Annotated in this window: 20 protein-coding genes; 13 read left to right on the top strand and 7 right to left on the bottom strand. The window is 64.5% G+C overall.

Annotation, left to right across the window (positions count from 1 at the left end):
* The first annotated feature begins 119 nt into the window (after window positions 1–119).
* Window positions 120–875, top strand: coding sequence for a DUF3445 domain-containing protein (locus Q4543_RS08265; protein WP_303437368.1), 756 nt, complete (start codon window positions 120–122; stop codon window positions 873–875).
* 173 nt (window positions 876–1048) lie between these two features.
* On the opposite strand, the gene Q4543_RS08260 is transcribed toward Q4543_RS08265, so the two are convergent.
* The 3 genes from Q4543_RS08260 to Q4543_RS08250 all read right to left on the bottom strand — a co-directional run bounded on the left by Q4543_RS08260 (window position 1049) and on the right by Q4543_RS08250 (window position 3837).
* Window positions 1049–1858, bottom strand: a complete 810-nt coding sequence (locus Q4543_RS08260; protein WP_303437366.1) for a lytic transglycosylase domain-containing protein — start codon at window positions 1856–1858, stop codon at window positions 1049–1051.
* Between the two features lie 179 nt (window positions 1859–2037).
* Window positions 2038–3444 carry a type I glutamate--ammonia ligase gene (gene glnA, locus Q4543_RS08255; protein WP_216004622.1) on the bottom strand — a complete coding sequence of 469 codons (1407 nt, stop codon included), beginning with the start codon at window positions 3442–3444 and terminating at the stop codon, window positions 2038–2040.
* 54 nt (window positions 3445–3498) lie between these two features.
* Window positions 3499–3837 carry a P-II family nitrogen regulator gene (locus Q4543_RS08250; protein ID WP_216004623.1) on the bottom strand — a complete coding sequence of 113 codons (339 nt, stop codon included), beginning with the start codon at window positions 3835–3837 and terminating at the stop codon, window positions 3499–3501.
* A gap of 174 nt (window positions 3838–4011) precedes the next feature.
* Between Q4543_RS08250 and Q4543_RS08245 the strand changes: the two genes are divergently transcribed.
* Window positions 4012–5610 carry an NAD(P)H-hydrate dehydratase gene (locus tag Q4543_RS08245; RefSeq protein WP_303437364.1) on the top strand — a complete coding sequence of 533 codons (1599 nt, stop codon included), beginning with the start codon at window positions 4012–4014 and terminating at the stop codon, window positions 5608–5610.
* 32 nt (window positions 5611–5642) lie between these two features.
* On the opposite strand, the gene Q4543_RS08240 is transcribed toward Q4543_RS08245, so the two are convergent.
* The 4 genes from Q4543_RS08240 to Q4543_RS08225 all read right to left on the bottom strand — a co-directional run bounded on the left by Q4543_RS08240 (window position 5643) and on the right by Q4543_RS08225 (window position 9940).
* Window positions 5643–7070 (bottom strand): TRAP transporter large permease subunit, encoded by a 1428-nt coding sequence (locus Q4543_RS08240; RefSeq protein WP_303437362.1) that lies wholly within the window; start codon window positions 7068–7070, stop codon window positions 5643–5645.
* Between the two features lies 1 nt (window position 7071).
* Complete coding sequence (locus tag Q4543_RS08235; RefSeq protein WP_303437361.1) at window positions 7072–7869, bottom strand: TRAP transporter small permease subunit; 798 nt, start codon at window positions 7867–7869, stop codon at window positions 7072–7074.
* A 78-nt stretch (window positions 7870–7947) separates the two neighbouring features.
* A complete protein-coding gene (locus Q4543_RS08230; RefSeq protein WP_303437360.1) occupies window positions 7948–9009 on the bottom strand; it encodes a TRAP transporter substrate-binding protein in 1062 nt (353 codons plus the stop codon).
* A 190-nt stretch (window positions 9010–9199) separates the two neighbouring features.
* Window positions 9200–9940, bottom strand: a complete 741-nt coding sequence (locus Q4543_RS08225) for a FadR/GntR family transcriptional regulator (RefSeq protein ID WP_303437359.1) — start codon at window positions 9938–9940, stop codon at window positions 9200–9202.
* A 75-nt stretch (window positions 9941–10015) separates the two neighbouring features.
* On the opposite strand from Q4543_RS08225, the gene Q4543_RS08220 reads away from it, so the two are divergent.
* From Q4543_RS08220 to Q4543_RS08170, 11 genes are all read left to right on the top strand, one after another.
* Complete coding sequence (locus Q4543_RS08220; RefSeq protein ID WP_303437358.1) at window positions 10016–10531, top strand: DinB family protein; 516 nt, start codon at window positions 10016–10018, stop codon at window positions 10529–10531.
* A gap of 55 nt (window positions 10532–10586) precedes the next feature.
* Window positions 10587–11576 carry an acryloyl-CoA reductase gene (acuI, locus tag Q4543_RS08215; RefSeq protein ID WP_303437400.1) on the top strand — a complete coding sequence of 330 codons (990 nt, stop codon included), beginning with the start codon at window positions 10587–10589 and terminating at the stop codon, window positions 11574–11576.
* A 415-nt stretch (window positions 11577–11991) separates the two neighbouring features.
* On the top strand, window positions 11992–12405 hold the full coding sequence (locus tag Q4543_RS08210; RefSeq protein ID WP_303437357.1) for a universal stress protein: 414 nt from the start codon (window positions 11992–11994) through the stop codon (window positions 12403–12405).
* Window positions 12406–12498: 93 nt separating this feature from the next.
* Window positions 12499–14142: a BCCT family transporter gene (locus Q4543_RS08205; protein ID WP_303437355.1), complete on the top strand. Its 1644-nt coding sequence runs from the start codon at window positions 12499–12501 to the stop codon at window positions 14140–14142.
* Window positions 14143–14266: 124 nt separating this feature from the next.
* Complete coding sequence (locus Q4543_RS08200) at window positions 14267–15466, top strand: aminotransferase class V-fold PLP-dependent enzyme (protein ID WP_303437353.1); 1200 nt, start codon at window positions 14267–14269, stop codon at window positions 15464–15466.
* A 53-nt stretch (window positions 15467–15519) separates the two neighbouring features.
* A complete protein-coding gene (locus Q4543_RS08195; protein WP_303437352.1) occupies window positions 15520–16938 on the top strand; it encodes a deoxyribodipyrimidine photo-lyase in 1419 nt (472 codons plus the stop codon).
* A 121-nt stretch (window positions 16939–17059) separates the two neighbouring features.
* Complete coding sequence (locus tag Q4543_RS08190; RefSeq protein WP_303437350.1) at window positions 17060–17500, top strand: TrgA family protein; 441 nt, start codon at window positions 17060–17062, stop codon at window positions 17498–17500.
* Between the two features lie 36 nt (window positions 17501–17536).
* Complete coding sequence (locus Q4543_RS08185; RefSeq protein ID WP_303437349.1) at window positions 17537–18652, top strand: NUDIX domain-containing protein; 1116 nt, start codon at window positions 17537–17539, stop codon at window positions 18650–18652.
* Window positions 18653–18746: 94 nt separating this feature from the next.
* A complete protein-coding gene (locus Q4543_RS08180; RefSeq protein WP_216004637.1) occupies window positions 18747–19772 on the top strand; it encodes a cysteine synthase A in 1026 nt (341 codons plus the stop codon).
* Window positions 19772–22210 (top strand): DUF3772 domain-containing protein, encoded by a 2439-nt coding sequence (locus Q4543_RS08175; protein ID WP_303437348.1) that lies wholly within the window; start codon window positions 19772–19774, stop codon window positions 22208–22210. Before Q4543_RS08180 ends, Q4543_RS08175 begins: the two co-directional genes overlap by 1 nt.
* Window positions 22207–22923, top strand: coding sequence for an alanyl-tRNA editing protein (locus tag Q4543_RS08170; RefSeq protein WP_303437347.1), 717 nt, complete (start codon window positions 22207–22209; stop codon window positions 22921–22923). The genes Q4543_RS08175 and Q4543_RS08170 overlap by 4 nt, the downstream gene beginning before the upstream one ends.
* Window positions 22924–22936: the final 13 nt, after the last annotated feature.

The raw sequence follows: 22936 nt of genomic DNA, 5'->3' as shown, positions 1-22936 counted from the left end.
ATTGGCGACGCGGGGCAATCGCCTTCGAAACGATCACTTGCTGCGCGGGCGTCTGCGTTGCGCTGTGTTTTCATTTTCGTACGATTGATTGCGACAGGGCGGCGCGCTAGCCATTGGGCATGATATTGCAGGACTCGCTTCCCTTCGATCTGACGACCTCGCGGCCCATGCCGAACATCTCTCCATTGCCGATGGAGAGCTGGCTGCACATCGACGAGGCCTATGCCGCACAGATGGCGGAACGGGACCGGCTGTTGCTGGGCCATCGTGACGATGTGCTTGCACTTGACGATGCCGCACGGCCCGCCGCCGAAGAGCTGCTGGACCTGCTGCTGACGTGGCTGCCGGACAGCTTCCTGCGCTCTGAGGGCAGCGTGACGCGCCCCGACGGGGTGAGCGTGCCGATCGACCGGGACGATCCGTTGCTGACGGCCGGGCGGCTGGTGCAGGACGATCTGTGCCTTTTGGAAAAGCGCGGCACGGACGAGCACGTATTGACCGGGGCCGCGCTGTGCTTTCCGGCGGGGTGGAAGCTGTCGCTGAAGGTGATGAGGCCGCTCACCGCGATCCATGTCCCGATTCCGGAATATGACGACGGGCTTGCCAAACGGGTGCAGCGCCTGTTCGACGGGGTGCAGCCGGGGCGGCCGCTGATGCGGTTCAACCGGCTCTGGCATGATGATCCAACGCTGTTTCAGCCCGGGCCGAGGCTGCACAATAGCCATCGCGCAGACCCGAGATCGGCACGGTTCTTTCGCACCGAGCGGCAGGTGATCCTGAAATTGCCCCTGAGCGGCGCGGCGGTGTTTTCGATCCACACCTATGTGCTGCCCCGCGAGCGCGCCCTGCAACTCAGCGCAGTCGAAACCGCATAGCGGTTCCGAACGGATCTTGGCGACGGGCAGGGCGCAGCCGCCAAGCGGCTGTTCGCCTTCAAGACAGTTCAATAAGACCCTGCATTCCGGCGGTTCCGCATTCCAGACCGGGGCTTGGGCAGGGATGATCATCGAAGATGGCGTGTGGGCGGCCCCAAGCCTTGAGGCAGGCGTCAGCCGCCGATCCTGACCGCGACCAGCGCGATGGCCTGCTGGTAGACGGTGGCGGCGTTCCATTCGTTCAGAACGCGGAAATTCGCCGTGCCTTCCTGAAACGGCTGACCCGGTTTCCAACCCATGGCGCGCAGGTAATTGGCGGTCGAGGCCAGCGCGTCGTGCTGGTCGTAGAAATTCACCCGCCCGTCGCCATTGCCGTCGACGCCGTAGCGCATGGCGTTGCCGGGCAGGAACTGGGTGTGGCCCAGCTCGCCGTGAAACGCGCCTTTCTGTGACGCCGACAGCATGCCGCGATCGACCATCTGCAGGGCTGCGATGGCATGAGGCGTGAAGAAGGCGGAGCGACGGCAATCATAGGCGACGGTGGTGATCGACGACACAACCGGGGTCGATCCCATGTTGCGCCCGAACCCGGTTTCCATGCCGTGAATGGCGATGAGGATGCCCGCGGGCACACCGTAGCGCTGTTCGATCGCCCGGTAAAAGTCGCGATCCGCCGCCAGCCGCTTGCGCCCTTGCGCAGCGAAGCCGTCGACAGACCCAAGCCTGATGCGGATGAAATCGCTCAGGGCATATTTCACGCCCTTCTGGTTGCGATCAGCGTTGATCGTGCCCTGAGAATAGCTTGCCCCCATCAGCGCCTGAATGCCGCGCTGGCCCACCCCGGCGCGCTGCGCCTCGGCGGCGAACTCCTGCTTCCAGGCGTTGAACCCGCCCGAGGTATTGCCGCAGCCCGCGGCAAGGGCCGGGCCGGTGGCCGCAAGGGCGAACAAGACAGCGGCGGCGCGCAACAGGGGACGGGGCATTCGGTGGTCTCCGGTCAGAATGAACTGGCTCGACGGTAGCGCGGGAACGGGCGGCGTCAAAAAGGTTTTCATCCCATGCGCGGTGTGTGGAGCGCAATGGCGACCCTTGCCAGAGGCATCCCATGCAAAAGGGGCGCCCGGATGGGGCGCCCCTTCACGTTGCTGGTCCGGATACCGGATCAGCAGCTGTAGTACATGCTGTATTCCACCGGGTGCGGCGTGTGCTCGTAGGCGATCAGCTCTTCCATCTTGAGCTCGATGTAGCCCTCGATCTGGCTCTTGGTGAATACGTCGCCTGCAAGCAGGAACTCGTGATCGGCCTTGAGCGCCTCGAGTGCCTCGCGCAGCGAGCCGCAGACGGTCGGGATGTCGGCCAGCTCTTCGGGGGGCAGGTCGTACAGGTTCTTATCCATCGCCTCGCCCGGATCGATCTTGTTCTTGATGCCGTCAAGACCGGCCATCAGAAGCGCTGCGAAGCACAGGTAGGGGTTCGCAGCGGGATCGGGGAAACGCGCTTCGACGCGCTTGGCCTTGGGCGACTCGCTCCACGGGATCCGGACGCAGCCCGACCGGTTGCGGGCCGAATAGGCGCGCAGAACCGGGGCTTCGAAGCCGGGGATCAGGCGCTTGTAGCTGTTGGTCGACGGGTTGGTGAAGGCGTTCAGCGTCTTGGCGTGCTTCAGGATGCCGCCGATGTAGTACAGCGCTTCCTGCGACAGGTCGGCGTATTTGTCGCCTGCGAAGAGCGGCTTGCCGTCCTTCCAGATCGACATGTTCACGTGCATCCCCGACCCGTTGTCGCCAGCGATCGGCTTGGGCATGAACGTGGCCGAGCGGCCATAGGCCTGTGCGACGTTGTGGATGATGTACTTGTACTTCTGCAGCTCGTCGGCCTGCTTGGTCAGCGAGCCGAAGATCATACCCAGCTCGTGCTGCGAGGTTGCCACCTCGTGGTGATGCTTGTCGACCTTCATGCCGATGCGCTTCATGGTCGACAGCATTTCGGAGCGGATGTCCTGGCCGTCGTCCATCGGGTTCACCGGGAAATAGCCGCCCTTGTAGGTCGGGCGGTGGCCCAGGTTGCCCATCTCGAATTCGGCGCCGGTGTTCCACGCGGCGTGATCGGCATCGACCTCGTAGGAGACCTTGTTCGGCGAAACGGAATATTTCACGTCGTCGAACAGGAAGAATTCGGCTTCGGGGCCCATGTAGGCCACATCACCGATCCCGGAGGAGATCAGATAAGCCTCGGCCTTCTGCGCGGTGCCGCGCGGGTCGCGGTCATAGGCTTCGCCGGTGTCGGGCTCGACGACCGAGCAATGCACGCACAGCGTTTTCTCGGCATAGAACGGGTCGATGTAGACGCTGTCGAGATCGAACATCAGTTTCATGTCGGACGCTTCGATCGACTTCCAGCCCGCGATGGACGAGCCGTCGAACATGAAGCCCTCTTCGAGGAAATCCTCGTCGACTTCGTCGGCAATGACGGTCACGTGCTGAAGCTTGCCGCGCGGGTCGGTAAAGCGGACGTCGAGGTACGCGACCTCTTCGTCTTTCATCAGCTTGATGACATCCTTGGTGCTCATTCCCATCTTCCCTTTCGTTGAATTATTAGGGTCCGGTGTGTTGGTGCTGCGCGCTCAGAGCGCGTCAGATCCGGATTCGCCGGTGCGGATACGGATCGCCTGTTCCACGGGGCTGACAAAGATCTTGCCATCGCCGATTTTGTCGGTTTTTGCCGCGCCGATGATCGCCTCTACGGCGGCATCGACCTGGTCGTCGTCAAGTACGACTTCGATCTTCACCTTGGGAAGGAAATCAACCACATATTCCGCGCCGCGATACAGCTCGGTGTGGCCCTTCTGCCGGCCGAAACCCTTCACCTCGAGGACCGAGAGTCCCTGAATACCTGCGTCTTGCAAGGCTTCTTTGACCTCGTCGAGCTTGAACGGCTTGATGATCGCCTCGACCTTTTTCATGGTCTCTCTCTCCTCGTGTTCCCGTGTCGGACCCTGCCAGATCATTTATGCCGAGCCGCTACAATGTGATAGCGAAAGGGGGCAGGGGGTGCATAGGGCGATTTCTAGGCTCTGCATCAATTATGTGCAACCAGATTAAAAGGTGGGCAAAATGAAAACACTTTTGGAGGCTTCATGGCAGACCTGCTGACGGCGGCCCGGATGCGGGCAATCGAGACCGCCGCGATGACCTCGGGGGAGGTGTCGGGGCTGGACCTGATGGAGCGTGCGGGGGCGGGCGTGGTGCGGGCGGTTCTGGCGCGCTGGCCCGAACTGGCGGTGCCGGGGCATCGCGCCGTGGTGCTGTGCGGGCCGGGAAACAATGGCGGAGACGGATTCGTGGTGGCGCGGTTGCTGGCGGATCTGGGCTGGCAGATCGAGCTGTATCTCTATGGCGAGGCGGCCCGCCTGCCGCCCGATGCGCGGGCAATGTACGAGCGTTGGCGTGCGCTTGGCGATGTGCGCCCGCTGGAGGCCGGGTTCGAGCCGTCGCGGTGCGGCGCGGCGCTGGTGGTCGATGCGCTGTTCGGCACCGGGCTGCGCCGCCCGATCCGGGGGCTGGAGTCGGTGCTACTGGACCTTGCGGAAATGCGCGGGCAGGGCGCCTCGATGCCCCCTGACGCGCGCCCCGACTGGACGCCGCTGATCGTGGCCATCGACCTGCCGAGTGGCATTTGCAGCGACAGCGGACGGGCGCTGCATGATGAGGGCTATATCGGTCTGCCCGGTCGGATCGAGGCGGCGGCAGCGAAGGCCGACCTGACCGTCACCTTTCACGCGATGAAGCTGGGCCATGTGCTGGCCGACGGCCCGGATCATTGCGGCGAGGTGGTGATTTGCCCCATCGGTCTGGAAGAGCGCCGCAAACGTCCGCCCCGCGCCGAGCGGGTGGAACAGGTGAGCGCCCCTGCGGGCTTGCTCAAGCTGTCCGGGCATAAATACGGCTATGGTCACGCGCTGGTGGTGACGGGCGGCTTTGGCCGCACTGGCGCGGCGCGGCTGGCGGCGCGGGCGGCGCTGCGCATCGGCGCGGGACTGGTGACGCTGGCCGCACCCGGCGCAGCGCAGAGCGAGATCGCGGCGCAGATTTCCGCGCTGATGCTGCGCCGGGTCGACGATGACGCGGCGCTGGAGGCGCTGTTGCAGGACCCCCGTCTGAACGCGCTGTGTCTCGGGCCGGGGCTGGGGGCAGAGCGTGCGCGAACCCTCGTGCCGGTGGCGCTTGATGCGGCGCGGACCACGGTGCTGGACGCCGATGCGCTCAGCGCCTTTGCGGGCGATCCCGAAGAACTGTTCGATCTGCTGCATGACGATGTGGTGCTGACCCCGCATGGCGGCGAATTCGCGCGGCTGTTTCCCGATCTTGGCGATAGGCTGGCGGCGACGCCCGACACCGGGCCTGCCTTTGGCCGCGTCGATGCCGCGCGCGAGGCGGCGCGGCGGGCGGGCTGCACGCTGCTGCTCAAGGGGCCCGATACGGTGATCGCAGGGCCGGACGGGCGGGTCTCGGTGAGCGCGGCGGTGCGCGAGCGCGCCGCGCCGTGGCTGGCGACGGCAGGGTCTGGCGATGTGCTGGCGGGGATGATCACCGGGCTGATGGCGCGCGGCCTGCCGCCATTTCGCGCCGCCTGCGCCGGGGCGTGGCTGCATGTCGAGGCCGCCCGCGCCTTTGGTCCCGGCCTGATCGCCGAGGATCTGCCCGAAATGCTGCCGCAGGTGTTTCGCCAGATGTAATGGGGGGCCGCGCGGCCCCCCCCCTTGGTGCGTCAGTTGCCGTAGGCCACCGACGGCAGCCACGTGGTCAGCGCCGGGAACTCGAAGACGATGAACAGGCCCAGAAGCTGAAGCATCACGAAGGGGATGATGCCCCGGTAGATATGCGCCAGCGACACCCCCGGCGGGCACACCCCCTTGAGGTAGAACAGCGCAAAGCCCACAGGCGGCGTCAGGAACGAGGTCTGCAAGGTCACCGCCACAAGGATAGCGAACCACACCACCTGCGGATCGCGCACCTGATCAAAGCCGGGCACCGCCAGTTCCAGCCCCTGAATGATCGGCAGCATCAGCGGCATGATGATGATGGTGATCTCGATCCAGTCCAGCAGGAAGCCAAGGCAGAACACGATGAACAGGATGAACCCCACGGTCATGTAGGGGCTGTCGAAGGCCGAGAGCACCAGCTCCTGCACGATCTCGTCACCGCCATAGCGGCGCAGCACATAGGCAAAGAAATTCGCGGCAAGGAAGATGCCGACGATATAGCCCGATGTGTTGAGGGTCGAGCGCGCCACCTCGCGGAACACCTTCCAGTTCAGCTTGCGATTGGCCAGCGCCAGAAGGGTTGCGCCCATTGCGCCAAGGCCCGAGGCTTCGGTCGGCGTGGCAAGGCCGACAAAGATCGAGCCCAGCACCAACAGGATCAGGAACATTGGCGGCACTACCGCCACAGCCACCTCCTTCAGCTCGGCGGCCCCGGCGCGCTGCGCGGCGGCGGGCGCAGGCATGGAGTCGGGCGAGACGAGGCCGTAGATCACAATGAACAGGATATAAAGCGCCCCAAGGATCAGCCCCGGAAACAGCGCCCCCATGAACAGATCGCCCAAGCTGATCGCCAGCTGGTCCGACATGATCACCAGCATGATCGACGGCGGGATCAGAATGCCAAGCGTGCCGGCGCTGGCGATGGTGCCGGTGGCGATGGGCTTGGAATAATTCTGCGCCATCATCGCGGGCAGCGCCATCACCCCGAGCAGCGTTACCGATGCGCCGATCACCCCGGTCGAGGCGGCAAGGATGATGCCGATCAGCAGCACCGTCAGCGATAGCCCGCCGCGCAGCCCGCCAAACAGCTTTTGCATCGCGTGCATCATCCGCTGCGCCACGCCGGACTGGTCGAGCATCAGCCCCATGTAGATGAACATCGGCAGCGCCACGAGCACCGGGTTCTTGATGGTGTTGCCAAAGATCCGCCCCGATAGCGCCTGCAGCTTGCGATAATCAATGCCGGTGCGGTCGAATTCGATGATGCCGCGAAACACGCTGCGATAGGGGTCAAGGAAGATCTCGGCGATCAGCACAAACACCAGCGACACCCCGACCAGCGCAAACGCCACGGGAATGCCCCGGAACAGCATCCAGATGAAGGTGACGAACATCGCCGCGACGGCGATTTCGTTGATGGTCAGCCAGTCCATGTCAGGCGTCCTTTTTCGCAAGCGCGCGGGCCAGCACGATCAGCAGCGCCGTCAGCAGCAATGCGGCTAGCACGGTGTATCGCATCTCGTGCGGGCCGAATTCGATCTCACCAAAGGCGGGCAGGCGGCCGACGTCACGGGCGCTCATCTCGGGATCGCGCGTGGCATAAAGCACGCCGAAAAGGGCGTAATACAGCGCAAGATTGACCGCATAGGCCACCGATGGAAACGCCCAGAACAGCTGTTTCCACAGCGCCGGGCGGGTCAGCTGCCCGAGCAGCCGCACATAGACCGACCACACCGCGATAGCGATGAAGATGAACGCGATATTCATGAAGCTCTTGAGCAGCCACAGATTGTGCAGACCGTTGGGGCTGTCAGAGCCCTCGCGGGCGCGGATCGAGGTCAGCGCGTAATCCAGCGTCACGTCCCAGCACAGGAGGATGAACGGCAGGAACAGCCAGACCAGCCCGAAAATATCGATGCGGATGCGCTTTTTCTTTTCGAAATTGTCATAAAGGATATCGACCCGCACATGGCTGTTGGTCACCACCGCATAGGCGATGCCCATCAGCACCGCCGCGCCGTAAAGCCACCATTGCAGATCGTCCATCCACGCCTGATTGTGCCCGGCCTGCCGCAGGATCACCTGGGCGCAGATCACCGTCATCAGGATGGGAAACAGCAGCGCCGCCGCGTTGCCGACGGTGATCACGAAACGATCGCCCCGGTTATGCTCGGCGCGTCCGATTTCTCCGGGGTCGCTGATCGCGGCCACCACCTCTGTCTGCTCGCTCATCGTGTGCGCCTCCCCCTGCGCAGACTGAAGACCGGGGCAACGTCGCTGCCCCGGTTTGATCGATTGTTCGGGTAGGAATTACTTGTCAGCGACCGAGGTATAGGGGCGCGGCAGGTAGATGTTGTTGCCCCAGAGCTTGTAGCCCTCGCGGAATTCCTGAAGATCGTCCCAGACCTCGGCGAAGAACGCATCCTCGGCCGCCAGCTCGCCGGCGACTTCGAGCCATGCGGTTTCAAAGGCCTGAAGCTGTTCCTCGTTCCATTGCTTGATCTGCACGCCGTGCTCTTCGACGTTGGACTTCATCGCGGGGAAGTTCTTGGCCTCGCCCTCGGCGAAATTGTCGGCGAGGTTGGCCATACAGGCGACTTCTATCTGGTTCTGCGCGATCTCGTCGAGGTCTTCCCACTTGTCCTTGTTGATCAACAGCTCGAACATGGTCGAGGGCTGGTGCCAGCCGGGGAAGTAGTTGTATTTCGCGATGTTGTAGAAGCCGAGGTTGGCATCGACCAGTGGCATGGAAAATTCAGTCGCATCAATCGCGCCGCGTTCCAGCGCCGGGAAGATATCGCCCCCTGCCAGCAGCGAGGTCGACACGCCAAGCTTGGCCATCACCTCGGCGCCAAGGCCGAAGAAACGCATGTTGAGGCCCTTGAGATCGTCCATCGAGTTGATCTCTTTCTTGAACCAACCCGAGGTCTCCGGCGCGTACATGCCACAGAGCAGCACCTTCACGTTGTAGCCGTTGTCGTCGTACATCTGCTGGAAATATTTCAGACCGTCGTCATAAAGCATCCACGCCAGCATCTCGCCCGGCTCCGGCCCAAAGGGCACGGCGGCGAACAGGCCCGCGGCAGGCATCTTGCCCTGCCAGTAGCCGGAGGTCGAATAGGCCGCATCGACCGATCCGTTCGAGGTGGCGTCGAGCATTTCAAGCGCGGGTACCAGCTCGCCGGGGTTGAAATGCTCGAATTCGACCTCGGTCGAGATCGAGTTGATCTTTTCTACGAAGGTGACGGAGGCCGTGCCGAGGATCGGCAGGTTCTCGGCATAACCGCTGGTCATTTCAAAGGTTTCTTGCGCGCCAGCCGATCCGGCCACGACAAAAGACGCCGCTGCGGCGGCTGCAAAAAGGTTTTTCATGGGTCTCCTCCCTCTGATCCCCTGGATGACGCTCCCCCTCCCAAGGGCGCGACTGGCGGGTTTTTGCCGCCGGTGTGATACGCTACCGGCGGATCACACCGCTGTGAATACCCAATACTGCGTAAGGGGTGGCGGTGGTTGGCGCGCCGAAGATCCGCTCAGGCGGCGGGGCGGTGATGGTCCGGGTTTGTCAGGTGGCACGGGCCATCAAGGCGCGGCGCGCCATCACTGCCGCGTGGACCTCGACGGTGTAGGTTTCAAGATCGCGCAGAGCGGCGTCACAGGCGGCGGCCTCCATCGACCGCACGGCCGCTGCGATGCGGCTGTGCAGGGCAACGATGCGTGCCCGGTCACGCGCGGTAAACGTGATCATGTTCATCAAGGGCTGCATCGCCTCGATGGCGCCCGCCAGTTGCCATGACAGCACCGGATTGCCGGCCGCATCCACCAGCGCCCGGTGAAACGCCACGTCCGAGGCACAGAACGCCTCGTCGCTGAGCGCCGGGTCGGATTGGCGGGCGATCTCGGCCTGCATCGCTTGCAGGTGGTCCTCGCTGCGCCGTGCGCAAGCCAGCGGGGCGCAGGCGCGCTCCATCGCAAAGCGCGCTTCGCAGGCGACATCAAAGCCAATGGTGTTCATCGACAGCAGCAGCACCCCGGTGGTGATCTGCTGGGCGTGGGCGGCGTCATAGGATAGGTGGTTTACAAACGCCCCGCCGGTGGCGCCGCGCTGGGTGCGGATCAGCGATTGCGCCGCAAGCCGCTTGAGCGCCTCGCGCACCGTCGAGCGCGAGACAGCGAATTGTTCGGCCAGTTCGGCCTCGGACGGCAGGCGGTCGCCGACCACCAGCCTGCCCTCGACAATGGCATTTCGAAGGGCAGAGGCGATCGTACTGGAGCGGTCTGGTTTGCTTGGGGTTGCAGGCGGCATGAGGGCCTGTTTAATTGTCGGACAATTGGTTGTCCAGCGCCAAGCTTGCTTGGTGCCCAAAGCGGAGGTGGCCAGATGCCAAATCTGGAAGACGTGACGATGCTGGCCCGCTACAACGGCTGGCAGAACCGCGAAATGAAGACGGCGCTCGAGGCGCTGCCCGTTGCGGCCCTGCATGTCGACCGGGGCGCGCATTTCGGTTCGATCCTTGCCACGGTGAACCATATGCTTTGGGCCGATCAACTCTGGATGAGCCGCTTTGCGGGCTGGCCAAAGCCCGAGGGTGGCATCCCTGAGAGCACGCAGATGATGCCCACCCTGTCGGCGTGGAGCGCCGAGCGCTTCCGGACCGATGCGCGGCTGGTGCTTTGGGTCGAAGGGCTGCGATCGGTGTCGCTGCGCGGCGATTTGCGCTGGTATTCGGGGGCGACGGGGCGCGAGCAGGTCCGGCCGATGGCGCAATGCGTGCTGCATATGTTCAACCATCAGGCGCATCATCGCGGGCAGGTCCACGCGATGCTGACAGCGGCGGGGGGCAAAGGCTGGGTCACCGATCTGGTCTTCATGCCCGAAGACGGGCCCTGGCTTTGAAGCCGGGCTGATTGCTGAACGTTGGAACCATGAAAGGGAGGGTTGCGAGATGACCATGTTCAAGGCGCTTATGGTGGAGAAGACCGAGGACGGAGAGACCTCGGCCAGTCTGCGCGAGATCGGGCTGGATGATCTGCCCGAAGGCGACGTGACCGTCGCGGTCGAATATTCGACGCTGAATTACAAGGATGGGCTATGCCTTGGGCCGGGCGGCGGTCTGGTGCGCACCTATCCGCATGTGCCGGGCGTCGACTTTGCCGGCACGGTCGAGTCGTCGTCGGATGCGCGCTTCAAGCCGGGCGACAAGGTGGTGCTGACCGGCTGGCGCGTTGGCGAGGTGCGCTGGGGCGGCTATGCGCAAAAGGCGCGGGTCAAGGCGGACTGGCTGGTGCCGCTGCCCGAGGGGCTGGGCACCCGCGCCGCGATGGCGGTGGGCACGGCGGGGTTCACCGCGATGCTGGCGGTGATGGCGCTAGAGGATCATGGGCTGGTGCCCGGCAAGGGCCCGGTGCTGGTGACCGGAGCGGCGGGCGGCGTGGGCTCGGTGGCGACGGCGCTGCTGGCGGCGCTTGGCTACGAGGTCGCCGCTGTGACCGGACGTCCCGAGCAGGAAGACTATTTGCGCGGGCTTGGCGCTACGCAGATCGTGCCGCGCGCCGATCTGGCCGAGACGGTCAAGCGCCCGCTGGAAAGCGAAACATGGGCGGGCTGTGTTGATGCGGTGGGCGGCGCGATGCTGGCACGGGTGCTGGGGCAGATGATGTATGGCGGCTCGGTGTCGGCGGTGGGGCTTGCGGGCGGCGCACAACTGCCCGCGAGCGTGGTGCCGTTCCTGCTGCGCGGGGTGAACCTTCTGGGCATCGACAGCGTCATGCAGCCATTCGAGAACCGGCAGCGGGCCTGGACGCGGATTGCCTTGGATCTGCCGATGGAGAAGCTCGAGGCGATGGTGCATCCTGCCGGGCTTGGGGATCTTCCAGACCTCGGGGCGCAGATTCTCAAGGGGCAGATCAAGGGGCGCGTTGTCGTCGACGTCAACGCCTGACTGGATGCCGGAATAAACCGGGCTGGTGGCTTTCCTGCCGACCAGCGGCCCATGAGCAGGCGCGTATCCCGTGCGCGCCTGCTGCGTTACCGGGGTTGCCGCCTGCTGCACGCGCAGCGCGGTGCCGGGAGCGCATCGCGCGATGGCGCAAGGCCAGTGCGAGGCCGGCCTGCTCGCGAACCCAACCCCCGGTGTTGCGTCAGACCAGTCGCGGATGCGCCGCTGAACCGCAGCATTTCCCGTCGTCTTCCAGTCAGTTCTGTCCGGCCGGTTTGAAGTCACCCCCCATTTCGGGTTAGGCTTGCCTCTCTCGAGCTTTGCCACAGGTAAAGCGCCAGCCCAGACGACAACCCGACACGTCGCGGGAGCAGACCCTTCCCGGATGAGGGCGTCGCAAACAAACAGGGAGTGGACAGTGTTCAAACGCATCATGGTGCCGGTCGACCTGTCGCATGTGGATCGCCTGGACAAGGCCCTGACATGCGCAGCCGACATGGCCAAACTGCACGGCGCGACGGTTGTCTATGTCGCCGTGAGCAGTGCCACGCCAAGCGCGCTGGCGCATAATCCCGAAGAATTCGCTGCAAAGCTGGCAGAGTTTGCCGAAAGCCAAGGCGCGGCGCAGGGGATCACGGCGGAATCTCATGCCGTGATCAGCCACGATCCCACGATCGATCTGGATCCGACCTTGCTGAAGGCTGTCGCTGACACTGACGCGGATCTGGTGGTCATGGCCAGCCATGTGCCCAACGTGTCGGATTACATCTGGCCGTCAAATGGCGGCAGCATCGCCAGCCATGCCAAAGTCACGGTCATGGTGGTGCGCTGAAGACAACATCCGCCGGTCTTGGAACGGCGGCAGACCGGGCGCTGCATGACGCCCGATGAAACCAAAACAACAAGCAAAAAAGGGGACGCCGCAATGGCTGACACTTCTGGGGGACAGGGCATACCGGAACCGGATGGCCCGTCCGGCCTGATCGATACGGATTACGAGATCGGTCAGGACAATTACGAGGCCCAGATCGGGCCGATCGGACTGGATATCCACAATCCGGTCTTTGCGATTTCGGCGGTGGCGGTCATCGCCTTCGTGTTTTACGCATTGGCGCTGCCCGAGCAGGCAAACGCCTTTTTCGGCTGGCTGCGGCCGGCCCTGACCTCGACCTTCGACTGGTTCTTCATGGGCGCGGCGAACATCTTTGTGCTGTTCTGCCTTGCGCTGATCGTGTTGCCGGTGGGCAAGGTGCGGCTGGGCGGCGCCGATGCGCAGCCGGATTACACCTATCTTGGCTGGTTCGCGATGCTGTTTGCCGCCGGTATGGGCATCGGCCTGATGTTCTTTGGTGTGCTGGAGCCGGTCTATCACATGGCGATCTCGTCCCCGCTTGGGGTGCCTTCGCCCTTTGCCGAAGATGGCACGCTGATCCCGGAGAACGTCGATGCGGCGCGCAAGATGGGCCTTGCGGCGACGATCTATCACTGGGGCTTGCACCCTTGGGCGATCTACGCCGTGGTGGCGCTGGCGCTGGCGCTGTTTTCCTACAACAAGGGTCTGCCGCTGACTATCCGCTCGGCCTTTTACCCGATCTTCGGCGAGCGCGTCTGGGGCTGGGTCGGGCATGTCATCGACATCATCGCGGTGTTTGCCACGCTCTTCGGTCTGGCCACGTCGCTGGGCTTTGGCGCGCAGCAGGCCAATGCGGGGCTTGAACATGTCTTCGGCATTCCGGTCAACACCACGGTTCAGGTGATCCTGATCACCGGCATCACCGCCGTTGCGCTGGTCTCGGTGCTGCGCGGGCTTGATGGCGGCGTCAAGGTGCTGTCCGAGATCAACATGGGCATCGCCGCCTTGCTGCTGATCTTCGTGTTGTTCGCTGCGGGCGCCGGGGTGATCTTCCGCGAGTTCCTCGAGGGGCTTTTGGGCTATGTTCAGGACATTGTTCCATTGTCGAATCCGTTCGGCCGCGACGACACCGGCTACATGCACGGCTGGACCACCTTCTACTGGGCGTGGTGGATCAGCTGGTCGCCCTTCGTCGGCATGTTCATCGCGCGGGTGTCGCGCGGGCGCACGGTGCGTGAATTCGTCACCTGCGTGCTGCTGATCCCCTCGCTGGTCTGCATTCTGTGGATGGCGACCTTTGGCGGCGCTGCCATCGAGCAGGTGCTGGCCGACCCGGCAAACAGCTTGGTCAAGGCGCAGGTCATCGATAGCTACAACCCGCCGATCTCGCTGTTCGCGATGCTCGAAGGGCTGCCGCTGTCGTCGATCACCTCGGTGATCGCCATCGTGCTGGTGATCGTGTTCTTCGTCACCTCGTCGGATTCCGGCTCGCTGGTGATCGATACGATCACCGCTGGCGGCAAGGTCGACGCGCCGGTGCCGCAGCGGGTATTCTGGTGCATCTTCGAGGGCGCCGTTGCCATCGTGCTGCTGATCGGCGGTGGCCTTGGGGCGCTACAGGCGATGGTGATCTCGACCGGATTGCCGTTCACCGTGGTGCTGCTGATGATGTGCTACGCCATCTGGCGCGGCCTGCAGGCGGAACGCCGGCTGTAAGCGGTTCGGCATTTTGCGAAACACCGACGCGCGGGCTATCTGGCCCGCGCGTTTTTCTATGTGGCGGCGCTTGACGCCCCTGCCGATCACCGCTCTTGTACGGCGCAAATCGAGCGGAGGCACCATGCTGGACCTGACCTATGTGCGCGGGCAATTCCCCGCCTTTTCCGAACCTTCGCTGCAAGGCTGGGCGTTCTTCGAGAACGCGGGTGGCTCTTATGCCTGCCAGCCGGTGATCGACCGGCTGACGCGGTTTTACCAGCAGCGCAAGGTGCAGCCCTATGCGCCATACCCGGCCTCGGAAGCGGGTGGCGCCGAGATGGACGAGGCGCGCACCCGCCTGTCGGCGCTGATGAACATCGCCCCCGATGAGCTGAGCTTTGGCCCTTCGACCACGCAGAATACCTATGTTCTGGCGCAGGCGGTGCGGCAGGCAATGCAGCCCGGCGAGGCGATCATCGTCACCAATCAGGACCACGAGGCCAATTCCGGCCCGTGGCGCCGCCTTGCCGATCACGGCATCGAGGTGCGCGAATGGAAGATCGACCCGCAGACCGGGCATCTCGACCCGGCCGCGCTGGAAAACCTGCTGGATGAAAGCGTGCGCCTCGTGTGCTTTCCACATTGCTCCAACGTGGTGGGCGAGATCAACCCGGTGGCCGAGATCACCGCGCTGGCCCATGCTGCCGGGGCCTGGGTTTGCGTTGACGGGGTCAGCTATGCGCCGCACGGGCTGCCCGATCTGGATGTGCTGGGCTGCGACATCTACCTGTTTTCCGCCTACAAGACCTACGGCCCGCATCAGGGCATCATGGCGATCCGCCGGGCGCTGGCAGAATTGCTGCCCAATCAGGGGCACAGCTTCAACGGCGACACGCTTTACAAGAAATTCACCCCCGCCGGGCCGGATCACGCGCAAATCGCTGCCTGCGCGGGAATGGTCGATTACATCGAAGGGCTGGCCGCGCATCAGGGCGTGTCCCCGCGCGAGGTCGCCGGGCTGATGCACGCCCACGAGGTGGCGCTGATGCAGCCGCTGCTCGATTACCTCGATGCAAAGAATTCGGTGCGGCTGCTTGGGCCGGCGCAGGCGGAAAACCGTGCGCCCACCATCGCCGTGGCGCTGCAACGCCCCGCCGAAGAGGTCGCGCGCGGGTTGGCGCAGCATGGCATCATGGCGGGGGGCGGCGATTTCTACGCGGTGCGCCCGCTGTCGGGGATGGGCGTCGATCTGGACAAGGGCGTGCTGCGGCTGTCCTTTGTGCATTACACCGCGCCGGACGAGGTGGAAAAGCTGCTCAAGGCGCTGGACGCCGTGCTCTGAGCTTGACGGGGCAGGGCGCGCGCTATCTGGCAGCACAGCCCAAGGAGAGCGTCATGTCCCAAGCCCCCATCCTCGTCTGGATCCGCCGCGATCTGCGGCTGACCGATCACGCTGCGCTAACGCAGGCGGCAGGCACCGGGCGCCCGGTGATCCCGGTGTTCATCCGCGATCATACGGTCGATGCACTGGGCGCCGCGCCGAAATGGCGGCTGGGCCTCGGCCTTGATGCCTATGCGCAGGCGCTGAAGGACAAGGGCAGCCGCCTGATCCTGCGCGCTGGCCCGGCGCGCGAGGTGCTCGAGGCGCTGGTGGATGAGACCGGCGCCGACACCGTGCTGTGGCAGCGCGCCTATGATCCGGCCTCGGTTGAGCGTGACACTGCCGTAAAGGGGGCGCTGAAGGACCGCGGCCTGAAGGTTGAAAGCTTTCTGGGTCATCTGTTGTTCGAACCGTGGACGGTCGAGACCAAGCAGGGCGGCTATTACAAGGTCTATTCGCCCTATTGGCGCGCGGTGCAGGGCCGCGAGGTGGCGCAGCCCCTTACGGCGCCGTCCTCGCTCAAATCTCCCGAGACATGGCCGGGCAGCGACACGCTGGAGGATTGGCAGCTTGGCGCGGAGATGCGGCGGGGGGCGGCGATCTGCGCGCCCTATCAGCAGGTCGGCGAGGCCGCAGCGCAGCAACGGCTGGCCAGTTTCGCGCGCGATGCCATTGCCGATTACAAGACCGGACGCAATATGGTGGCGATCGATGGTTGTTCGATGCTGTCGGAAAACCTGTCGCTGGGCGAAATCAGCCCGGCGCAATGCTGGCACGCCGGGCAGCGCGCCATGCAGGCCGGCAAGGATGGCGCTGAAACATGGGTCAAGGAGCTGGTCTGGCGCGATTTTGCCTGGCACCTGCTGTGGCACACGCCGCATATCCTCGACAGCAACTGGCGCGAGGACTGGCGGGCCTTCCCCTGGAACGAGGACGAGCGTCGCGTCGAGGTCATCGCGTGGAAACGCGCGCGCACCGGTATTCCCTTTGTCGATGCGGCGATGCGCGAGATGTATGTCACCGGGCGCATGCACAACCGCGCCCGGATGATCGTTGCCAGCTACCTCACCAAGCATCTGATGTGCCACTGGAGGATCGGGCAGGCGTGGTTCGATGACTGCCTCACCGACTGGGATCCGGCTTCGAACGCGCTTGGCTGGCAATGGACCGCTGGCTGTGGCCCCGACGCCGCGCCGTATTTCCGGGTGTTCAACCCGATCACCCAGCGCGAGAAATTCGACCCCGATTGCGCCTACGTCAACCGCTGGATCGCCGAGGGCCAGCGCAACCCGCCCGCCACGGCGCAAAGCTATTTCGACGCGATTCCCGAACGCTGGGCGATGCGCGCGCAAGACGACTACCCCCCTCCGGTGGTCACGGCCGAGGATGGCCGCAAGGCGGCGCTCGACGCCTACGAGAACCGCGACTTCTAGGCGGCTGTCGCCCGCAGGACACAAGGTGCGCGGATCATTCCTGCGGGAATTGCATGTGGTTGCGGGTTTTTTCTCAGACGTTTACGCTACCACATCGCGCGTTTTTCGAAAGCCATTTCACATGTTCACTGCCGCTCGCATGATCGCTGCCCTGTGTCTGTCGGGGCTGGCATGGCTGGGGTCGGATTACGTGATGGGCCTGATGCCCGAGCGCGAGCATTTCGGCATGTTCCCGTATATCAACACCCTCATCGGGTTTCTGTGCGGCTGGATCATCGTCGGGCCGCGGGCCGGGCGGGGCACCGCCGCTGCCATCTCGCATGGGTTTACCGGCGTTGTGGCGGCGCTGATCTGGGTGCTGCTGCTGCATTCCACCGTCGAAATGGTCGATCTGGCGATGAAGCATCGCTATAGTGGCGCGCTGGATGCCTTTGCCGCGATCTTTGAAATCGCGGTTGAATATGGCGCGCTGCTGCTCAATACCGGGTTCATCATGTTGATGGTGATCGGGGCGGTGGTGACCGGCTTCCTGCCCGAGATCGCCTCGCGCCACTGGCGCTGAGACCGGGGCCCGCACGGCACCAAGAAGGATCCAGTCTTGCCCGATCTGTTCGTTTTCGGCACCCTGTGCCACTCTCCGCTGTTGTCGATCGTGCTAGGGCGCGATCCGGTGTGCCTGCCCGCGACGCTGGATGGCTTCGCCGTAGGTTGCGATTCTGGCGCCCCGGCAGAAACCGTGCTGCGCCCCGAAGCGAGGGCAAAGGCCGAGGGGCTGCTGATCCCGGATGTTCCCGAAGAGGAGCTGGCGCGGCTCGATTACTGGCTTGCCGGAACGGCGGATGGCTTTCGCGAACTGGACGTGCGCCTTGGCAAGGGCACGCTGCGCGCGCTGGTCGCGGTGACGGAGCCGGCGCCGGAGGCCGCGCCCTTTTCGCTAGAGGGCTGGACCGCCGAGTGGGGCAAGCTGGCCTGCGCCACCGCGCGCGAGGTCATGGCGCGCTTTGGCAAGGCTCCGCGCGACGAGACCGCAGCGCTGCGCAGCTTCATCGCCGCCCGTGCATGGGCGCAGATCCTTGCGCAGAACAGCGCGCCTCACACGCTGCGCTCGGGGCGCGGGCGCGATACCGTCGAACTGGTGCGCGAGCGGCCCGGATTCGAAGGCTTTTTCAGGATGCGGGCGTTCGATCTGCGCCACCAGCGCTTTGACGGTGCCATGTCGGAAACCTTCGGCCGCGAAAGCTTTGTCACCTATGACGCGGCGCTGGTGTTGCCTTATGATCCGGAGACGGACCGGGTGCTGCTTGTCGAGCAGCTGCGCTATGGCACTTATATGCGCGGCGATCCGTTCCCGTCGGTGCTCGAGCCGCCCGCCGGGCTGGTCGATGCGGGCGAGACACCCGAAACCTGCGCCCTGCGCGAGGCGCGCGAAGAGGCCGGGCTAGACATCCGCGAGCTGCGCCCGATCATGGGCGGCTATGCCTCGCCCGGTTACACCACCGAATTCTATCACTGCTTTCTTGGCATCTGTTCGCTGTCCGCAGCCGATAACGGCCTGTCCGGGCTTGACGAGGAACATGAGGATATCCGCAACCACGTGATCAGCTTCGATCATGCCATGGCGCTGGTCGACAGCGGCGAGATCAACGTGGTGCCTCTGGCGGGCATGCTGCTGTGGCTGGCCCGCCACCGCGACGCGATCCGCGCGCAATCGTGAGCGGCGCGTCGCGCGGGTTTGCCCCAAGCGGCGCTTGAGTTTGCCCTGCGCGCCGCCTAAACCTGTGCTTCGAAGCGAAGAGGAAGGGGAACCCATGCGGGTTGCACAGGATCTGGCCGAGGCCATCGGGAACACACCGCTCATCAAGCTGCGCAAGGCCAGCGAGATGACCGGCTGCACCATCCTCGGCAAGGCCGAGTTCGCCAATCCCGGCCAGTCGGTCAAGGACCGGGCTGCGCTGTTCATCATTCGCGATGCGATGGAAAAAGGCCTGCTGGAACCCGGCGGCACCATTGTCGAGGGCACCGCGGGCAACACCGGCATCGGGCTGGCGCTGGTTGGCGCGTCGATGGGATTCAAGACGGTCATCGTCATCCCCGAAACGCAGAGCCAGGAAAAGAAGGACATGCTGCGCCTTGCCGGGGCCGAGCTGGTGCAGGTGCCCGCCGCGCCCTATGCCAACCCCAACAATTATGTGCGCTATTCCGGTCGCCTCGCCGAAGAGCTGGCGAAAACCGAAGCGCATGGCGCGATCTGGGCCAACCAGTTCGACAACATCGCCAACCGACAGGCCCATATCGAAACCACCGGCCCCGAGATCTGGGAGCAGACCGGCGGCAAGGTCGATGGCTTTATCTGCGCGGTGGGCTCGGGCGGCACGCTGGCGGGCGTCGGCATGGCTCTGCAACCCAAGGGCGTGAAGGTCGGGCTGGCCGATCCCGAAGGCGCCGGGCTGTACAAGATCTACACCGGCCATGACAACCCCGGCGATTCGATCACCGAGGGCATCGGGCAAGGGCGGATCACCGCAAATCTCGAAGGCTTCACGCCGGATTTCAACTATCGCATCCCCGATGCCGAGGCGCTGCCCATCGTCTACGATCTGCTCTCGCACGAGGGGCTTTGCCTTGGCGGCTCGTCCGGCGTCAACGTCGCCGGGGCGATCCGCATGGCGCAGGAAATGGGGCCGGGCCACACCATCGTCACCATCCTGTGCGATTTCGGCAACCGCTATCAGTCCAAGCTGTTCAACCCCGAGTTCCTCAAGGGCAAGGGCTTGCCGGTTCCGCCTTGGCTTGACCGGGCACCCGCCTCAATCCCCGGCGTCTTCGAAGACTGATGTCCGTCGCTTTCCGCTGGCTGGTTGCCGCTTGTGTCGCGCTTACCATTCTGGCGGGCGCGGCGTTGCGGGCGCAGACCACAACGCTGGATTACGACAGCTGGAATGCGCTGGCCAACCGCGCCGAGCAGGTGATCGAACGGGCGCAAGCCTCGAGCGAAGCCTTCGGGGCGTTGCGCAGCGATGTCGCAGGCTGGCGCGACACCTTCCTTCAGGCCGAAAGCACCAATGCGGCGCGGATCCAGACGTTGCAATCCCAGATTGCCGCGCTGGGTCCTGCACCAGCTGAAGGCGAAAGCGAAGCGGCAGACATCGCTGAACGCCGCGCTTCTCTGGCGGCCGAACTGGAGCGTTTGCAGGTCCCGGTGCGCAGGGCGCAAGAGGCCTATACCCAAGCCGACGGGTTGATCGGCGAGATCGACCAGATCGTGCGCAACCGACAGGCCCAGCAATATCTGGAACTCGGGCCATCGCCATTGAACCCGGCGCTCTGGGGCGGGGCGCTGCACGAATTCAATGCCGCGATGGCCTCGCTCTGGGCCGAGACACGGGTGAATTTCGCCTCGGACGTCAAGCAGCGCGAGGCAAGAAACAGTTTGCCGATCATCGCGTTGCTGCTGGCATTGGCGGCGCTTCTGGTGATCCGGGGCCCGGTCTGGGTCCGGCGGCTGGTCGAGTGGCTGCGCCAGCGCACCGCGCGCGGCACCGGCGTCTGGGGCTTTCTGGCATCGCTCGCCGGGATCATCCTGCCGGGAGCGGGGTTGATCGCGCTGACCGTCGCGCTTGGTGCGACGGGCTTCGTCGGGATGAACGGGCAACGCATTCTCGAGCTTCTGCCGGTCTGGGGCATCACGCTGCTGACGGTGCGCTGGCTGGCTGAGCAGACCTTTCATCATTCCGAGGACGTCGCGACGCTGCCTCTGCGCCCGGCCCAACGGCGCGAGGGGCGTTATTACGCCAACATTCTCGCGGTTCTTCTGGTGTTGCGATCCGCCCATGAAAAGCTCGGAGAGGTGTTCGGGCTGGCGCCCACGACGCAGGTGATCCTTGAATTTCCGGTGTTGGTGCTCTGCGCGCTCATGCTGTCGCGGCTTGGCCAGATCCTGTCCCGGATGACCCCGGACCGGGTCGGCGAGGAGGCGATGCAGGATGAGTCGCATTTCCGGCTGATGCTTGCGCGGGTGCTGGGACGGATCGTCATTGCCATTGCGCTGATCGGCCCGGTGATGTCCGCGATCGGCTATGATGCGGTCGGCAAGGCGCTGGTGTATCCGGCGATTCAGACGCTGGCGATCCTTGCCGCCGTGCTGGTCTTGCAACGCTTCATCAACGATCTGTACGAATTGATCACCGGCAAGAGCGCGCAGGGCGCCGACAGCCTTCTGCCGGTGCTGGCGGGGCTTGTTCTGAGTCTGTGCGCGCTGCCGCTGCTGGCTCTGGTCTGGGGCGCGCGCATCACCGATCTGACCGAACTGTGGACGCGGTTCCGCGAAGGCTTCGTCTTTGGCGAGACGCGGATTTCGCCGGGAGATTTCCTGAGCTTCGTGTTGGTGTTTGCCATCGGCTATGCGCTGACGCGGCTGGTTCAGGGCGGGCTGCGCAGCACCATCCTGCCCAAGACCAAGATCGATCCCGGCGGGCAGACGGCGATCGTCTCGGGGCTGGGATATGTCGGGATCTTTGTGGCGGCGCTGGTGGCGATCACTGCGGCGGGGCTGGATCTGTCATCGCTTGCCATCGTTGCTGGGGCGCTGTCGGTCGGCATCGGTTTTGGCTTGCAGAACATCGTGTCGAATTTTGTCTCAGGCATCATCCTGCTGATCGAGCGCCCGATCTCCGAAGGGGACTGGATCGAGGTTGGCGGCACGCAGGGCATCGTGAAGTCGATCTCGGTGCGCTCGACCCGGATCGAGACCTTTGACCGCACCGACCTGATCGTGCCGAATTCGGATTTCGTGTCCGGACGGGTGGTGAACTTCACCAAGGGCAACGTGATCGGACGCGTGGTGGTGAATGTCGGCGTCGCCTATGGCACCGACACCCGCAGGGTCGAAGACATCCTGCGCAGCATCGTACGCCAGCATGACATGGTGCTGCTGAACCCCGAGCCGGGCATCACGCTTGAGGGGTTCGGTGAAAGCTCTCTGGATTTCGTCATTCGGGCGGTGATCCGGGATGTCGGGCGCAAGGTCATCGTGGCCTCGGAGTTCCGCCATGAGATTGCCCGGCGCTTCGCCGAGGAGGGGATCGAGATTCCCTTTGCGCAGCGCGATGTCTGGTTGCGCAATCCCGAGGTGCTGCGCCCGGAAGACCAAGCCCCGAAGGCCCGGACACCCGAGCCCGAGACGCAGCGACCGGATGAAGACACCATGCCGGCATGGCGCGATGGAGACGATGGCGGCGAGGCTGTCACAGCAGACGGAGATGGCGGACGATGACGCGGCTATTGTACAATGACGATGCCTATCTGCGCGATGCGCCAGCCGAGATCGTGGCGCATACGCCCGAGGGTGGCATCGTGCTCGACCGGGTGATTTTCTACGCCAAGGGCGGCGGGCAGCCGGGCGACAGCGGGCGGCTCGACTGGCGCGGCGGCTCGATCAAGATCGCCACGGCGCTCAAGACCGAGGATGGTGCGGTAGCGCTGGTTCCGGCAGAGCCGCTGCCGTTGCCGCCGGTGGGGCTGCGGGTCGAGCAGCATCTCGATTGGGATCGGCGGCATCGGCATATGCGGGTGCATACGGCGCTGCATCTGCTGTCGGTGGTGATTCCACTGCCGGTGACCGGCGGCTCGATTTCGGCGGGCACCGGGCGGCTGGATTTCGCCATGCCCGAGCCACCGACCGACAAGGACGCGCTGCAGCGGGCGCTCAACGAGATGGTCGATGCGGATCTGGTGGTCAGCAGTGACTGGGTTGATGACGAGGTGCTCGACGCCAATCCGGGACTGGTCAAGACGATGACCGTGCAGCCGCCGCGTGGGCAGGGCCGGGTTCGGCTGGTGCGCATCGGGTCGGGGCGCGATCAGGTCGATCTTCAGCCCTGCGGTGGCACGCATGTGGCGCGCACTGGCGAGATCGGGCGCATTCGGATCGGCAAGATCGAAAACAAGGGCAAGATGAACCGGCGGGTGAGCATCGCGCTGGAGTGAGTCTTGCGCCTTG

Origin of the sequence: Salipiger sp. 1_MG-2023 (assembly GCF_030547555.1) — a bacterium.
Lineage (GTDB): Bacteria > Pseudomonadota > Alphaproteobacteria > Rhodobacterales > Rhodobacteraceae > Salipiger.
This window is presented reverse-complemented; position numbering and strand designations above follow the sequence as displayed.